Raw genomic sequence first — 15,967 nt, forward strand, 5'->3', positions numbered from 1 at the left:
ATCCGTTCCCATTCACCCACGACCCCGCGTTTTATCATGCACCCTTGGATCGCCGATCGTACCACGACGTTTGACAGCAGTGGAATCCGCAAAGTATTCGATTTGGCTGCTAAGTTAAAGGATCCTGTCAACCTGTCGATCGGGCAACCCGATTTTGACGTTCCCGATCCGATCAAGAATGCGGCCATCGAAGCGATCACGTCGGGCAAGAATGCCTACTCGCCAACTCAAGGCATCGAACCACTCCGCCAAGCATTGCGACAACAGATCGAGCAAACCTATCCTGGCCAAGATCGCGACGTCTTTATCAGCAGTGGTACGAGCGGTGGATTGATGCTTGCGATGATGGCAATGATCAATCCTGGCGACGAAGTCATCTTTCTGGATCCGTACTTTGTGATGTATCCCGCGCTACTGCAAATGTGTGGCGGTGTTCCCATTCGGATCAATTCCTACCCCGACTTTCGACTCGATGCCGCTAAGATCGAAGCAGCAATCACGCCGAAAACAAAAATGATACTGGTCAACAGCCCCGCCAATCCGACCGGAGTCACCGCGACGCCGGCCGAGCTCGAAGCGGTTGCAAAACTGGCAAAAAAACACAACATCGCTCTGGTCTCTGATGAGATCTACAGCCAGTTTTTCTACGACGGTGATTTCGCGTCCCCCGCAACCTACAACGATCAAACCATCGTGATTGACGGATTTAGTAAAAGTCACGCCATGACGGGGTGGCGAGTCGGCTATGTTCACGGGCCGAGTGAGATCATGCGAACGATGCTAAAGATTCAACAATACTCGTTCGTTTGCTCGCCCCAACCGGCACAGTGGGGAGCCGTGCGGGCGATGGAGGTGCGGCTCGATGAGCACATCGAACATTATCGCCAAAAGCGAGATTTCATCTACGAATCTCTTTGCGACTTGTACGAAATTGCCAAACCAAACGGTGCATTCTATGTATTCCCCAAAGTTCCAAGCGATGGAGCCCAAACGATGACGGCAACCCAGTTTGTCGAAAAAGCGATCGAACGTGGATTACTGATCATTCCTGGCAATATCTTCAGCCGCCAAGACACGCATTTTCGAATCAGTTTTGCGGCCAGCGACGAACAGCTAAAACGCGGTGTCGAAATCCTGCGGAGCTTGGCCCTTTCATGAAACATTTCCAGCGACCGCTCGCTCTGCTCTCCGAGCAACATTCCGGCGCCGCGGCCTCACGAAAAAGCCCCGGCCACATTGGGCTTCCGCTGACGGCAGGTTACGCGTTAGGCTAGCTTTCCCAAATAGCCGTTCATTGCTAGACTACAGGTTTGTTTGCTTGTCGACTCGAATGATAAAAATAGAAAGGATGCACCGTGTTTGTTTCTGCTTCGACAGAATGTTGCCCAGGGCTGGAGTTGCGAGAAACGGTCGAGCTACTCCATGACTTGGAGTTTTCGGCGATCGAAATCGCGATTCATGAGTCAGGCTTGATCAAACCAAGCGATTTGATCACTGATTTGGAGCGTGGAGTCCAGATTCTGCGCAGCTCCCACCGTATGGAGATTTCAGGCTACAGCGTGGAACTCGGTTCCGTCGGTGATCAGCACTATGTGGACTTTAAAGAGATTTGTCGGCTGGCCAAAGCAACAAAAGTCGTCAACTTGACCGTCCCCTCTGCGGAACTTGGCACCCCGTTCAACGAGGAGGTTGAACATTTACGAAAACTGGTCGAGGTTGCTGAAACCGAAGGCGTCCGCGTGGCCGTTAAGTGCCAATTAGGGTGTCTGAGTGAAGATCCCGATACGCTGATGGTGTTGTGCAATAACGTCGACGGTTTGGGCGTGACGATGGACCCAAGTGTTTACATCGCGGGAAAGGCCAACACAAAAAATCTGGATAAAATACTGCCGTTCGTCTGCAATGTCCATCTTCGCGATACTCGGCCGGATGCGTTTCAAGTCAGCGTCGGCCAAGGTGAGGTCGACTACGGCAAATTGGTCACTCAACTGCTTCGTGAAAAATACGACCGCGCTTTGACGGTGCACATGTCACCGATCGAAGGGCATGACCACCGAGTCGAACTGCGCAAACTTCGTCGCTTGCTCGAATCGCTGGTCTGATTCGGCATCCCCGAGGCTCTGGCCGAAAACCTGAGCCGATGGCGCTAGCGGGCTGTTGATTCAATCGTTTAACGCTTAGCCGAAGGCGTCAGCTTTTCCACAAGCGGTCGCCTATGGCTTGGCGTTAAACAATCAGTCGAGTCAAACCGATTAAATCGACAGCCTGCTAGCCGCGGGTGCCGATAGGACGTTTTCGCGGAACCCGCGGCGAATACCGTCGGCGAACGTTCTCCGCTTCAAGCAATTTTCGGACAGAGCCCAGCCATGACATTTACCATCACGTTTGACAACCATCGCCGCGATCAGCGATTGTGTCCGATGCAGCCTGGCCTGGCCTACGGGCGTCATCGTGGGCCCGCACCGGCCGGTGTGCGACGGGCATCCGTGGCGGTGTGCGTTTACCAAAACCAAAACGACGATTGGGTCGTGCCTTTGACGCGCCGTTCGACGGCGATTCGACATCATGCAGGCCAAATTTGTTTTCCGGGTGGAAAAATTGAACGAGGCGAAAACGCTGAACAGGCCGCATTAAGGGAATTCGAAGAAGAACTCGGCCTCCGGCCAAGGGTCCGTGAACGGAGCGGTAAATTGTCGCGTCAGTACGTTTATGCAAGTGACAATCTGGTCGAACCCATGGTCTTTGTCATCGAGCCCCCCGATGCAGATTGGAAGCCCGACCCGGTCGAAGTCGCCGAAGTCCTGCTATTGCCGATCACGGAACTTTATCGGCCCGAATCTCGAGTTGCCAAACGATTGAAACGAAAAGTCATTTCAAAAACGGCTTCCACGGACGCCGTGCCCCGTTTCCTAGAGTTTACCGCTCCCGCATTTAAATGGGGGGAATACCGGATTTGGGGTGCAACCGCAATCATTTTAGATGAATTGGCGCAGCACTTGCTTGAGAAAGCGGGCTGTGGGTCAGGTCACTGCCAATTTGGAACTCTGCCGCGAAATCGTCAGTTTCCGTTGGCCATGTAAGCCTTTCTCCCAAATTGACATGCTGGTCAATCGTCCTACAATCTCGCTTGTAGGCTCCACCATTTAGAACACTTACTTGTTCGAAGAAACTCCGTTCGACTTAACAAAAGGAACGCACTCATGGCGTCAGACGCTGTAAAAGAATTCACCGACGAGAATTTCGATAGCGAAGTTCTAAAATCCGACACGCCAGTTCTCGTTGACTTTTGGGCTCCTTGGTGTGGCCCGTGCCGCCAAATCGCTCCGATGATCGACGAATTGGCACAAGAAAACCCGACTGTCAAAGTTGGCAAGATCAACATTGATGACAATCCCGGCATTGCTCAACAATTTGGCATCAGCAGCATCCCCACGCTGCTAGTCTTCAAGTCAGGCGAAGTTTCCGAAAGCTTTGTGGGCGTGCGTCCAAAATCGGCACTCCAGCAAGCACTCGACGCGTCAAGCGTCTAAGTCTCAGCTTTTTAGCCGCGAAGCGACGGCAGGCGAAAGCCCCGGACGCAAGTCCGGGGAAACGCGTCAAACCAATTCGCGAAGTCCCCGACAGGGACGAAAGTTTCCTCGCTGTGTTTCCTGGCGTTCCGACCGGGACCTTAAAAATGGGAAATCGCAAACAGCCCCCCCCCAGACAGCGTCCAGCACTGCCTCCCGTGCCTTCGGCTGCCCCGCGTGCCTTCGGCGCTGAAAAAAACGGACGATTCCGCGCCACCCACTCGCGATTCTCAGCACGAAGTGAACCGTGTTAACCGCCAAAAAAGTCTTGGCGACTTCCACTACCGTCAAACTGACAAGCGTCCTCTAAGATGCCGCCGAGTCCGGTTCGGCATTCCCTTCCGCCGTCACTGGCTCACCGGCTTTCGTATCAGCGGCGGTATCGGCTTTCGGCACGTCCCACGGATTCTGCCAATGTTTCCAGGCGTTTAAATAGTCCGCGTAGGCCTTTGAATCGGTCGAGCGTGTTTCGATCCATTGCCTTGCCTCTTCCACCAACTCGATCTCTTTCTCTAGCGTCAGGTTGCCCATCATTACCATAGAACGCAAGAACACAAAGTAAGTGTCTAGAACATCGCAGCGGCAATAATCGCTAATCTCTTTCCACTTCCCATCGTCGTACTGCTGCTGAACCTGGTCACCGGTAATGTCCATTTTCCCCGGCTTACTAATCAGCTTTGAAATGAGGTTCAGCCCTCCGTTGCAGCGTGTTGCCCCGTAGTTGGTCAACAGTTCCTGCAAATCCAGATGGGCATTCACACTGAATCGATTTCGGGGGGAACGAAAACCATCGTTTTTGAACCAAGCTCCAATTGAAATCCCGTAGCGGAAGGCTGCCAATTCCATGATGGGCAAATCAAAGGAACGACCATTGAACGTCACCCACTGTGGTTTCCCGTAAATCTCCCACCCCTTCCAAAAGTGCTCGGTAATCACATGAGGTCGAAAGTTGGGGTCATCAAGCGAAACGACATCGATCAAGCGGAAATCGGGAGCAACCTTGGCGACGACTACCGAGATGGGAATCTGAAAGGTGTAAGGAACAAACGTCGTGCCGTTCAGTTCCATCAATTCATCTTGGTACGTGGCAACCGCTTGCTGTGCATCAAGACCTTGCCCACCATAGCGAACCGCCGATATCAAGTCTCCATCCGCAATACTCTCCACATCAAAGATTAAATGGGATACCTTCTCGGTCATAAGAATCCTTTGTCAAGTTTTCGCGTCGCGGTAGGCTAGCAACTGATAGATTGTTAGGATACCAGACTTCGCGGGCTATCGCAGTGGATCAACAGCAATCCTTTCCCATCAATACCATTCGCCCTGTGCTATGAATCAAAAAGCAAAAATCACGATCAACCGAACTCGTTTGCTAGAACGATTTCTTCGCTATGTTCGTTTCGACACAGCAGCGGACCCAAGAAGTGATGCCTATCCGAGCAGCGAAAAACAACGCCGTCTAGCTGAATTGCTCGCCTCGGAACTAGCCGCGATGACGGTCTCGGACGCTCATGTTGACGAAAACTCGCTGGTTTGGGGAACGGTTCCAGCGACCGATGGTGACCTTAGCCCGACCGTCGCTTTGGTTGCTCATATCGACACGTCTCCGGAAGCCCCTAGCGATCGCGTGTCGCCACAAGTGATTGAGCGTTACCCGGGCGGCGACATCCGGCTCGAGGCAGGCAACCAAATCACGGTTGCGGCCTGCCCTGCACTCGAATCGTTGGTAGGAAAAACACTGGTCACGACCGACGGGAAAACACTGCTCGGCGGAGACGACAAGGCAGGCGTGGCGATTATCATGGAATTGGCTCAAACCTTGATCGAAAATCCGCACTTGCAGCATGGCAAACTTCGATTGCTGTTTACCTGCGATGAAGAGATTGGGCGAGGAACAGACAAGATCGATTTGAACAAGGTCGATGCGATGGTTGCCTATACGATCGACGGCGGTGGCGCAGGCGTGATCGATGTTGAGACCTTTTCCGCCGATGCGGCAACGGTCCGCTTCCAGGGAAACAACATCCATCCAGCGATCGCCAAAGGAGTCATGGTGAACGCCATTCGAGCGGCTGCTGATTTTGTCGCCGAACTGCCTCGCACCCGAATGTCTCCAGAGACCACCTCCGATCGTGAAGGCTTCGTTCATCCTCATTCGATTCGAGGCGGAGTCGGTGAGGCATCGGTCGAATTGATCCTCCGCAGCTTCGATGCCGATGAGCTCAACGAGTATGCTGCGATGATCCGCGAAGCCGCTCACGCAGCTGCCGATAAGACCCCAGGCGTCGAGGCCAGCGTCGAGGTGCGGCGCCAATATCGAAACCTGCGAGACGGTTTGCAGCGTTTGCCACAGGCCGTCGATCTAGCGGAAATCGCTTTCACCAACTTGGGGCGGACGAGTACGCAAGAGATCATTCGAGGTGGAACCGACGGAAGCCAATTGACCGAAAAAGGTTTGCCAACGCCTAACCTATCTAGTGGTCAACACAACATTCACAGTGTGACCGAGTTTGCCTGCCTTGACGAAATGGTCGAGGCGACCGAGCATTTAGTAGAGCTGTTGTCGCTATGGAGCGATCAACGCAGTTAACCGTAGCAGCGTCTCTCCGAGACGCTGAAACCCGCAACAACGTCTCCTCCAAGACGTTGAACCCCAGTAGCAGCGTCTCTCCGAGACGCTGAAACCCGCAACAACGTCTCTCCGAGACGTTGAAACCTAGTAGCAGCGTCTCTCCGAGACGCTGAAACCCGCAACAACGTCTCTCCGAGACGTTGAACCCCAGTAGCAGCGTCTCTCCGAGACGCTGAAACCCGCAACAACGTCTCTCCGAGACGCTGAACCGATTGGCGTCTCGGAGAGACGCCGCTACTAACCTATAGCGAATAAATCCATGCCTGAACTAACGCCTGAAACCGTACAAGCTGCCATCGAGTCGTACCCTGACCCTGAAACCGGGCGTCCCATTGGATCGATGGGCCAGATTAAAGAAATCACCGTCGATGGGCAATCGACAACCATCACCATTGGCATCACCACCCATTCGCGACCCATTGCCGACGAGGTCGCTGACCGCATCGAATCGAAAGTGGCTGCAGCATTACCTGGCACCAAGGTTGAAGTCAAATTCGTCGACCATACCCGTCCACCAGCTCGCTTGGGACAAGTCGGAATACGCGTCAAAAGCGTCATCGCTGTCGGCAGTGGCAAAGGAGGCGTCGGCAAGAGTACGGTCGCGGCATCGATCGCTTTGACACTGCGGCAAATGGGCTCGAAAGTCGGTTTGATGGATTCGGATGTCTACGGTCCGAGCGTCCCTCATTTACTTGGATTGTCGGGCCGTCCAGCGGTGAGCGAGGAAAAAAAGATCCAACCGATTATGCTCAACGGGCCAGGTGAATTGCCACCGATGCCAGTGATGTCGATGGGTTTTTTGGTCGAAGCCGACCAAGCGGTGATTTGGCGAGGCCCGATGTTGCACGGATCGATCAACCAATTCCTTGGCGACACCAACTGGGGCGAACTCGATTACTTGGTCATTGACTTGCCGCCAGGAACAGGCGACGTCGTGCTGACGTTGTCTCAAGCCCTGCCGCTCGCCGGTTCGGTTGTCGTTTGCACACCACAAGAAGTGGCGCTTCTTGATGCAATCAAAGCAATCAGCATGTTCCGAAAGGTCAACATTCCGATCTTGGGAATGGTTGAAAACATGAGCGGATTCATGTGCCCCGACTGTGGAAAAACGTACGACATTTTCGGGCGAGGTGGAGCACGTGATCGAGCGGAAGAATTGAAGGTTCCCTTCCTGGGGGGCTTGCCGATCGAGATGAATCTTCGGATTGCCGGTGACGAAGGACGATTGGCGGAAGAGCTTGCCGAAAACACTCAAGCTCGTGCGCCAATCGAAGCAATCTCTAAAGCTCTTGTCCGTACAATTGCGGCCAAAGCTGCCCAAAACCCACCCAAACCAGCACTGCCGACCTTGTAGAAATTCCTGCAGTGTAGCCGCTAGCCCGGATCATCGTGAAGGGTCATCATGAATCGGCTAAAGCCTGCACTCCAACAAAAAACCTCGCCGATCATACGATTGGCGAGGTTTTCGATTTTGAACCAGCCGAGCAAATCTCTCGGCTTTGCACTGACTAGATATCGGTGTTTTCTTTCGCAGCTGCTTCTTTCGCAGCTGAACCTACTCCGTCTGCCTCCACTTCTGGAACGGGAGGAGCATCGCTGCTGCTCTCGACGGCATCCGCAGCTGCTGCAGCTGGTTCTGCTGTTGCGTCCGCTGCTTCCGAAGCAGCTTCTGCTTCCGAAGTTGTTACGCTACCTGGAACCAATGTTTCGCCGGGAGCAAGATCGAGAGCTTCCGAGCTAGCTTCCATCGGGGATTGCATCGTCGATCCGCCGCCATCTACGACGACTCCACCACCACAAGAGGTGCAACCTTGTGCGACAGGTGCTGCAACCGACTGGCCACAGCAACTTGGTGCTGGTGCACAGCAACTTGGTTCTGGAGTGCAGCAACTTGGTGCTGGTGCACAGCAAGTTGGTGCTGGAGTGCAGCAAGTCGGTGCGCACCTGTTCTTCGCAGCGCAAAGCCGCGAGAACAAACCACCACCGCAGTGTCGGTTACCAAAAATCCCTGCTTCGGCATTGCCGCTAAAAGCGATCGTGGAACCAATCATCAGCGTGAAGGCAGCCATACTGCTTACTAAAGTTCGATTCATCTTCATCATATTCTCCCAAAGTTTCTGAGCTGGGTGCGTTCCGATTCGCACATCTTCATCAAGGCGACGTCCCGTCACCCACTCGAAAACATGGACAAACCGCCGGTTACATCACCGACTACCGAATGACCATGATTGCTGCTGATCGCCACTCCCCATAACGCAAACCAGCGTTAGATAGTTGAATCAGGGGGGGTTACGCCGTATTTGCAGCTAACGTGATTTTCAAGATACAGTAACCCTGGGGCACCCTATGTCAATCACCCAAACGACAAATTCGCTCCATATTTACCATTGTGACGTAGCTTGTAAGCCTTATGCCACGCTCCAAGTGATCGCATCAAGCACCACAACCAACCCGAAAGTGCACATTGGAACACATACCAAGAGCTAACCCAAAGGCTAGCGGCAGACAATCATTGACCGCAGTGGATGTTGCCAAACCCCCTACCGAGCGGGGCGGGGGGGGGGGGGGATTTTTTTGGTTCTATCGCATGGTACCGGCAGCATCCGGCCGCCGCTGACACAGCTTGCAGTCTGAGAACATAGGCGCACGGCCTTCAAACACGACTTTCAACACGACTTTCAGGCACGAAATTTGAGCCTGAGAAATTTGAGTGCGAAAAATTGACACGCCGTTAACAAGCCACACGATCAGGGAGGAGATTGTCGACAGCTCGCCTTCCGACTCGCACCGCTCACGGTTAGACTGTGGGTTGACCGCTAACGAAATCTTTTGCGAATCAAATACTTGAACACGGATCCAATTCCAACGACAAACGGACGCATTCGCAAACGTCGTCACAAACGTTCTGCACGAAGAAGTATGCGGACTCGTCCATTGGTCACTCGTTTAATGGGCATGGAAACCGAATACGCCACGCTATGTGCTGATCCACAAAAGATTGACAGCGACGAGTTACCCCCGTCAGGTTTTGTCTACGACCAGATTTGTGAAGCCATTCGTCGTGATCAGCCGACCGCGAAAGGCTTGTTTGACAACGAGCAACTGTTCCTTGCCAATGGCGGAGCGGTTTCCTTCGAGTCTCATCCACTGATGCACACCCAGCCGGGCGGATTGATTGAAGTAGCAACCCCCGAGGTGCGTAGCCCTGAAGAACTTTTAGCCTGTCAACGTTCGATCGACCAATTGGTCGCAGACGCAACGGCCGATTCGGAAACAAGTTTTGACATACGAGTACTAAAAAACAGCTCCGATGCCCTCGGACACATCTACGGTTGCCAAGAAAACTACGAAGCGGTCGTGGCGAGTGGCATTTGGCTGGTCGTTTACCGAAGCTTCATTTTGTTGTTATGGATGATGCAGGTTGCCAGTCTTCTACTGTCACTTCCGCTGCTATGGGGCATGTTGACGATCAGCTACCTTTCTCGCATTTGGCAGCGAAAAGACCGAGTCCGTGATCGGGAATCGGAAGAGACGGTGGATTGGGACGCTGACGCCGATTTATCATACGAAAGCGGTCTTGATGCGACATTTGAGAGTGTTCCCCCTTGGTTGACATTGGCCTTTGTTCAGGTTCTCCGCCTGATTCATTTCCCCGCGGTGATCCTATTGCGGGTTGTCGCCAAGCACATCGCATTTCGCCCGCAACGACGCTATCTGATTGCCTACTTCGCTTCGCGTCCATCGATCTGTGGTGCTGGCAACTTGGACCACGCGGGACGTTTTCGATTGAGTGCCAAAGCGATGGCAATCGATTGCATCGCAGATATGGGCGGTTTTCGTGGTGAACGACCCGTTTTCGTATTCGGGCATTGGCTAAACCAGTTTTGTGCGAAATCGTTTATCTCGCTTTCTTCCACCGCTAAAATGTTTTCTCGTGTCCAACGACTACAGATCGGCCTGTCTGATTCGAACATGTCCGACCACGCGGAATATGTCAAGTTTGCGTCAACCTCTTTGTTACTTGACATGATCGAAGCGGGCGAGGTCAGCGAATTGCCTGTTTTGAAACAGAGTGTTGCATCGATCCATCGCATTGGTTCGGATTGGAACATGATATCGCGAGTGCCGACCAATCGTGGAGAGTTGTCGGCACTTGAGATCCAAAGAATGTACCTAGCTGCTGCTAAAGCGTTTGTTGCACAAACGCCAGTGCCTTGGCTGGGGGAATCGCTGACCGTGATCACTCGCTGGGAATCGCTCATCGACTGCGTCAACGCATTTCGCCATGACCAAGATCCTCAGCACCTCCTGCAATCTCACTCAGCCATTGGACGAATCGATTGGCTAACGAAGCACTGGGTGATGGAGAGTTTGGAAGCGGCCGAATCAGGCGAGGTATCGTGGAGCGACAAGAAAAAGATTGACTTGCGCTACCACGAATTGTCGCCCGATGGTTACTACTATCAACTCTTGGAAGCTCGACCCGATGTCATCCTCGTCGACCAAGATCTGGTACAGCGTAGGCGGCGAAGCCCACCCGCTGGATCGCCAGCGGCAAAGCGAGGGTGGATGATCCGCGAATTCTCAGGCTCCGAAGAAGCGATTCAAACCGAATGGACCCACGCCATGATCGGGCGCGGTCGCAAAAGAAGGCGGGTTAATTTTTGATTGATGGAATATTGTAGGGGCGTTGACGAAAGCGGCGTAGCGGATAAAACTATGTCGAAATTGCCAAACAGATTCAGGTTCCACGCGGCCGTGGCGGAACTGGCAGACGCGCTAGGTTGAGGGCCTAGTGGGAGTTAATCCCGTGGAGGTTCGAGTCCTCTCGGCCGCATCCCGTAAATTACGGGGTTTTCTAATCGCCCCAAAACTGCCTTTTTTGGCAGTTTTTCGACTTTGGGGACAAAATGGGGACAATGTTGAGGCTGCGTTTACTTCGCATTGCCTATCAACGCTTCTCCCCTTTCTTGCACTGCGATTGCCTTGGCTTTGGATCGCTGGCTCTTTCCGCATCCCCTGCGGACAATCCAAACCATGGCTTCCCTAGAACAAAGAAACGGCTTTTACCGCGTTGTCTTCCGCTATGGCGGACAGAAATTCTCTCGCTCTCTGAAAACAACCAATCAGCGAACAGCGCGGCTAACTTTTGACCAGCTCGAAGACAACCTTCGGCGATTGGAACTTGGCACCCTAATCTTGGAACCGGGTGCCGACGTTGCAGCAGTGCTGCTATCCTCGGGGGCGATCAGTAAGCAGCCCAAAGCGAGCGCCCGCATATTGTTCGGCGACATGCTTGATCGCTACATCGCAAGCATCCCCGAAACTTCCATCGAGCAAACGACCAGGGGCATGCTGGGCACTCACGTCAAACACCTGAAACGCTTGTTTGGTATTCGTTTCAAGCCTTCCGAGATAACCCTTGAGAAGCTGCAAGCCTACGTGAACAATCGCGCCGCTGAGAAAGGAATTCGAGGTCGAACGGTCAGCGCAGTGACAATCGGCAAGGAACTCACGACGCTAAAGACAGCATGGAGTTGGGCGGGTGAGTCGGGATTTGTTCATGCGGAACTGCCGAATCGATCTCGCCTCCGTATGCCAAAAACGGAGGAGAAACCGCCGTTCAAGACGTGGGTTGAGATTGAGCGGATTATCAACCGGGCTCAGTTAAGCGAATCGGAGGCTCGAGACTATTGGGACTGTGTCTATTTGAACCAGGAAGAGATCGCCGACTTGCTAACCGACATCGCTGCTTTCGAGGTCTATTCGTTTATCTTTCCGATGTTCGCGGCTGCTGCCTACACCGGGGCACGCCGCAGCGAACTGCTGCGTTCACAGATTGAAGACGTTGATCTTGAAACAGGGGTGTTCGTGATTCGGGAAAAGAAGAGAATCAAGGGCACACGGTCCACGCGTTCGGTCCCCATTTCGCCAAAGCTATCTGAGATTCTGACTACCTGGTTCGATCAGCATCCCGGCGGCAGAAACACCTTCTCGCTTACCGGCGAGCCCCTCTCGCCAGACCAAGCCCACGACTACTTCGTCCGTACACTGGAGAATTCCAAGTGGGACACCCTGCGTGGCTGGCATGTGCTGCGACATAGCTTCATCAGCAATTGTGCTTCCGCCGGCGTCGATCAGCGAATGATCGACGATTGGGTGGGCCACCAGACGGAGGCTATGCGCCGTCGCTATCGTCACCTGTTCCCCGCAAAACAGAAAGAAGCCTTGGCTGCCGTGTTTAGCTAGGGCAATCGTTTATTGCCATTTATCGCCACACCTGGTATTCTTGAGGAGAACCATGATTCAGGAGAATTCCCCTATGTCCAGCTCGCTTAATCTCTCGCTCACAGACGAACTTCGAGCCTTCGTGAACCAGAATTCTGGTGACGGCACCCTGTATGCGACGCCGAGCGAATATGTCCGAGACTTACTAAGGCAACAGAAAGCCCGTCAGGAAGCCGCATCAGCTCGTGACGCCATCATCGAAGGCTACCAGGATGCAATCGAAGGCCGAACCTTCGAGTTCAAGGGCGACTTGCAGAGCTTGCTGAAGAAGGTCAAGAAGTGAGCAAACGCAAACCAACCACGGTTCGCGTTCACCTCACCGAGCGTGCGCTTCGAGACATTGCCCAGATCGAACAGTATTCGATTGAGCAATTCGGCAAGGCGACTGCCAAGCGGTATCTCAGCGACCTAGAAGCAGCGATTCATCGTCTCGCTGAACATCCTGGATTGTTGACTCAGACGACCGATTTCCATCCGTCGCTGCATTTCTACCGCTCTGGTCGTCACGTGCTGGTCTGCGACAGGCAAGCGGACGGCATTGTCATTCTGACACTGCTGCACGCAACGATGGACATTCCCGAGCGTCTCAGCGAACTCGAACCGACGCTGCGAGCGGAGACGGAATTGCTGAACCGAAAACTCCAGCAAGCGAAGAAGAGTTCCGACTAACGGGCACCCCTCACTGAATCGGAAGCAAACCCTCGTTTCGGATTCGATCAAGTTCCTCGTGCGAGATGATCCACTCTTTCGCACGGCCTCGCCCACACGCCCGCTTCTCTGCGAGAACGCGACGAAGCCGACACCACTCGCGAACCGTGAACTCCGCCCGCTGGAGCATCTTCGCTACCTCGGCGGTCGTGTAGTATTCTTTTGCTTGCTCTTGCTCAATCAGTGTTGACAATAGAATCTCAATACGGTCGAGACGGGTTGATAGTTCTGTCTCACTCACAGTTGTTCCTTCCGGCTTGCGTAACAAGTAATTCCTCTTTCTGAACAGTCTAATCTCTGTACCCAAATCACCCTAGAATTTGGCCCGCCATACGGCACCACCTGAGCGGTTTCTCGCGACAGTATTTCCCCTTTTTACGACGCTTATGAAACCCTTCTTCGGTGACACGTTGGTCACCGCCGCCAGCCGCCATTCTTTCTCGTTTTGTAATGCCGGCTGATTAAGTGGAAATGGATTTGGTATTCCCTCCCGACTTTCGTCGCAATCAACGCTCGCGCCAGACAGAGTCTGTCACTCGCCTTGACCCCGCTCCCACGGTCTCCACGCTTACCAAACCCAAAGAACATCATTTTGTTTTTGTATCCAAATGGCCTTGAACGCTTGTGAAAGGCCATTCGGAAGCAAAAACATGCCTCGGAGCGGCACCTAACAACACCGGGCAAAACGCTCGACAATTGGAGATAAACCATGATCAATCAGAAACCAACAAATGCAAAAATGCCCTTACCCATCATCCTTTCTAAATTCCCGATAGGTCGCTTATGCGCTACGCCAGGGGCTGAGAAAACCTTGGAGGACTACGAATTACATGAAATGGTGCAGCGTCACGCCTCGTGTGATTGGGGCGACTGCTGCGAGCATGACCGCCAAGCAAATAACAACGCCCTACTTACCGGCGCTCGCCTGTTTTCGGTTTACCGAAACAGATCGGGCGAAAAGATCTGGGTCATCACGGAAGCCGACCGCCGCTCGACAACTGTCTTGCTCCCTTCGGAGTACTAAGCACCGAAGCCGAAGCCGGCAGTAACACCGGCTTCGGCTTTCCAAAATTTTTGCGCTACGTTCCGTAGCGAATTTACTCGCCCTGCTGCTTCGAGAATATCCAAGTATGGGCTTGATCACTGACCTTGGATATCAGCGGCAAATCATCTCTTCCAAACCGGGATGATTCAACCCAGCTCTCCCCATTCTTGAATAGCCGCGTCAAGGTTGTCGTATACTTCACTCCATGCTTTGTTTGGTTCTCCCAAATGGTCGCCTTGATCAATCCCATCCGAAATTCTTTCACAGGTGGCTTGCTCATTATTATCTTCCTCATCGGTATCAAGTAAGAATGCCGGCAGCTGACCAACTGCCGGTGGGTGCAACATCCCGCACCAAGGGCAACACAGCGGCTGGAACGGCGCGAACCAGACGCTTGCACATTTCTCGCAGTCCGCACGAAACCATTCAGCTGTCATCGCTTACCCGGCAACATTGCCAACCGCGTGCGGGCCGATCCGCAAACAGCTCCAAATACGGGCCAGGGCTTACCGTCTCAATCAACTCTCGGACTTTGCTTGGCTTTCCGCCATGGCGAGGCCGGTTTGCCTGAATCCAACTATGAATCGACTTATCCAAGAACGGGCAGTCTCCACGAACGCCTAGCATCAACAGCTCATGAGCCCGCCGCCAATACTCGCCTGGTCCCCTTTTGGGTTTCACCCAAATAAAGATGTCACGAGGCTCAAACCCCCATGCCCGGAGAATGCTCTCAGCATGGTTTGATTGCTCGTGAGATGTCCATAAATGACAATGGGACTGCTCAGCGGCAATCGACTCAATTTCCAATTGACGCAGTTTTTCTAGGGGCATGGCGTTCCCAGATCCATGATCGAGAGATGCATAAATACATCCGAACTTGATGCCCGCCTCAACCAACTCTGGCCACTGCAAAAGCCCGCTATCTGTTTGCTCTGGCTGTCCCCCGGTTGCAGCACTCTCCTTTCGCGCTTTCAGGGTCCTGGCATAGCGGAGTGCCTCTGCCGTCGTGAGTTCCACCTGATGCACGGTAAACTGCGCCACAAAGTCATCAAATAGCTTTGCGGGCACGCGGGCCAATAGCTGCCACCGAGAAGACTGATCCTTGGAAATACCAAGGTCAGTTAATCGCAATCGATCGTCTTGTTCGTCACTGCGACGATCACCACCATGCAGCTTCATCTCAGCAAGCATCTCACCTGCTTTGCGTTCCGCACGCAGTTTCAGCTCTGCTGCTTTGTTCTGCATTTCCAGACCAAGCCCAGCGCTCTCGACATACTTGCGCACTGCCTCCGCTTTATCACGGATCTCTTTGATGTCTTCGACGGACTCGATCTCCGATAGCGCCCGTTGGACTTCGGACAATGCTAGAAGCTCGCCCGATGAATCCTTCACTACATCACTCTTGTCCATACCAGACTCTATGACGAGTTCTCCTTGCTTGAGGTCTACGTCCGCTCGGGGAGTTGTTCCACCTGACTCACTCTTGCTAAAAATTCCCATCAGCACCCTTTCATGTTGGAGGTATGTCACACCGACGACAAATACCGGTGCGACATCACCATTAAAGACTGCTATCTGAAAACAACCTAAAAAATGGAACTCTCCCCGGCACCTCAATTTCAAGGACGATGCTCTCCGACTTTGTTTTCTTCGAGACAAACACCCTCATGGATTCCAACACCTTGGCTTCTGCAATGGGGATCTGCTTTTCGTGTGGTGGGACCT

At 53.3% G+C, this 15,967-nt stretch carries 16 protein-coding genes and 1 tRNA gene; 12 read left to right on the top strand and 5 right to left on the bottom strand.

The features are described 5' to 3' along the window. The first annotated feature begins 36 nt into the window (after nucleotides 1-36). The 4 genes from Q31b_RS00335 to trxA all read left to right on the top strand — a co-directional run bounded on the left by Q31b_RS00335 (nucleotide 37) and on the right by trxA (nucleotide 3,530). Nucleotides 37-1,158, top strand: a complete 1,122-nt coding sequence (locus Q31b_RS00335) for a pyridoxal phosphate-dependent aminotransferase (RefSeq protein WP_146597718.1) — start codon at nucleotides 37-39, stop codon at nucleotides 1,156-1,158. Nucleotides 1,159-1,355: 197 nt separating this feature from the next. Then, nucleotides 1,356-2,102: a sugar phosphate isomerase/epimerase family protein gene (locus Q31b_RS00340; RefSeq protein ID WP_146597719.1), complete on the top strand. Its 747-nt coding sequence runs from the start codon at nucleotides 1,356-1,358 to the stop codon at nucleotides 2,100-2,102. 264 nt (nucleotides 2,103-2,366) lie between these two features. Continuing rightward, the gene (locus tag Q31b_RS00345) at nucleotides 2,367-3,080 is read left to right on the top strand and encodes an NUDIX hydrolase (protein WP_146597720.1); all 714 of its coding nucleotides are present in this window, start codon (nucleotides 2,367-2,369) and stop codon (nucleotides 3,078-3,080) included. Between the two features lie 120 nt (nucleotides 3,081-3,200). After that, a complete protein-coding gene (gene trxA / locus Q31b_RS00350) occupies nucleotides 3,201-3,530 on the top strand; it encodes a thioredoxin (protein ID WP_146597721.1) in 330 nt (109 codons plus the stop codon). A 345-nt stretch (nucleotides 3,531-3,875) separates the two neighbouring features. Here the strand turns inward: trxA and Q31b_RS00355 are convergent, their stop codons facing one another. Further along, a complete protein-coding gene (locus Q31b_RS00355) occupies nucleotides 3,876-4,769 on the bottom strand; it encodes a 3'-5' exonuclease (protein WP_146597722.1) in 894 nt (297 codons plus the stop codon). Nucleotides 4,770-4,899: 130 nt separating this feature from the next. On the opposite strand from Q31b_RS00355, the gene pepT reads away from it, so the two are divergent. Together pepT and Q31b_RS00365 are read left to right on the top strand one after the other, a co-directional pair. After that, nucleotides 4,900-6,159, top strand: a complete 1,260-nt coding sequence (gene pepT, locus Q31b_RS00360) for a peptidase T (protein WP_146597723.1) — start codon at nucleotides 4,900-4,902, stop codon at nucleotides 6,157-6,159. Between the two features lie 301 nt (nucleotides 6,160-6,460). After that, the gene (locus tag Q31b_RS00365) at nucleotides 6,461-7,555 is read left to right on the top strand and encodes an Mrp/NBP35 family ATP-binding protein (protein ID WP_146597724.1); all 1,095 of its coding nucleotides are present in this window, start codon (nucleotides 6,461-6,463) and stop codon (nucleotides 7,553-7,555) included. A 154-nt stretch (nucleotides 7,556-7,709) separates the two neighbouring features. Here Q31b_RS00365 and Q31b_RS00370 read toward each other — a convergent pair whose 3' ends face one another. Then, entirely contained in the window at nucleotides 7,710-8,294 is a 585-nt protein-coding gene (locus Q31b_RS00370; RefSeq protein WP_146597725.1) for a hypothetical protein, read from the bottom strand. An 826-nt stretch (nucleotides 8,295-9,120) separates the two neighbouring features. Between Q31b_RS00370 and Q31b_RS00375 the strand changes: the two genes are divergently transcribed. The 5 genes from Q31b_RS00375 (at nucleotide 9,121) to Q31b_RS00395 (ending at nucleotide 13,158) form a co-directional block, all read left to right on the top strand. Beyond that, the gene (locus Q31b_RS00375) at nucleotides 9,121-10,869 is read left to right on the top strand and encodes a proteasome accessory factor PafA2 family protein (protein ID WP_146597726.1); all 1,749 of its coding nucleotides are present in this window, start codon (nucleotides 9,121-9,123) and stop codon (nucleotides 10,867-10,869) included. An 84-nt stretch (nucleotides 10,870-10,953) separates the two neighbouring features. Further along, a tRNA-Leu gene (locus Q31b_RS00380) sits at nucleotides 10,954-11,038 on the top strand. A gap of 200 nt (nucleotides 11,039-11,238) precedes the next feature. Continuing rightward, nucleotides 11,239-12,450, top strand: coding sequence for a tyrosine-type recombinase/integrase (locus Q31b_RS00385; RefSeq protein WP_146597727.1), 1,212 nt, complete (start codon nucleotides 11,239-11,241; stop codon nucleotides 12,448-12,450). A 73-nt stretch (nucleotides 12,451-12,523) separates the two neighbouring features. Continuing rightward, on the top strand, nucleotides 12,524-12,772 hold the full coding sequence (locus tag Q31b_RS00390) for a ribbon-helix-helix domain-containing protein (protein WP_146597728.1): 249 nt from the start codon (nucleotides 12,524-12,526) through the stop codon (nucleotides 12,770-12,772). After that, the gene (locus Q31b_RS00395) at nucleotides 12,769-13,158 is read left to right on the top strand and encodes a type II toxin-antitoxin system RelE/ParE family toxin (protein ID WP_146597729.1); all 390 of its coding nucleotides are present in this window, start codon (nucleotides 12,769-12,771) and stop codon (nucleotides 13,156-13,158) included. Before Q31b_RS00390 ends, Q31b_RS00395 begins: the two co-directional genes overlap by 4 nt. A 10-nt stretch (nucleotides 13,159-13,168) precedes the next feature. On the opposite strand, the gene Q31b_RS00400 is transcribed toward Q31b_RS00395, so the two are convergent. Further along, nucleotides 13,169-13,438, bottom strand: coding sequence for a helix-turn-helix domain-containing protein (locus Q31b_RS00400; RefSeq protein WP_231617189.1), 270 nt, complete (start codon nucleotides 13,436-13,438; stop codon nucleotides 13,169-13,171). A 468-nt stretch (nucleotides 13,439-13,906) separates the two neighbouring features. On the opposite strand from Q31b_RS00400, the gene Q31b_RS00405 reads away from it, so the two are divergent. Continuing rightward, complete coding sequence (locus Q31b_RS00405; protein WP_197170694.1) at nucleotides 13,907-14,221, top strand: hypothetical protein; 315 nt, start codon at nucleotides 13,907-13,909, stop codon at nucleotides 14,219-14,221. Nucleotides 14,222-14,294: 73 nt separating this feature from the next. Here the strand turns inward: Q31b_RS00405 and Q31b_RS00410 are convergent, their stop codons facing one another. Next, a complete protein-coding gene (locus tag Q31b_RS00410; protein ID WP_231617190.1) occupies nucleotides 14,295-14,522 on the bottom strand; it encodes a hypothetical protein in 228 nt (75 codons plus the stop codon). 146 nt (nucleotides 14,523-14,668) lie between these two features. Beyond that, nucleotides 14,669-15,742 (bottom strand): MT-A70 family methyltransferase, encoded by a 1,074-nt coding sequence (locus Q31b_RS00415; protein WP_146597731.1) that lies wholly within the window; start codon nucleotides 15,740-15,742, stop codon nucleotides 14,669-14,671. Between the last annotated feature and the right edge of the window lie 225 nt (nucleotides 15,743-15,967).

Source organism: Novipirellula aureliae, from assembly GCF_007860185.1.
Classification (GTDB): domain Bacteria; phylum Planctomycetota; class Planctomycetia; order Pirellulales; family Pirellulaceae; genus Novipirellula_A; species Novipirellula_A aureliae.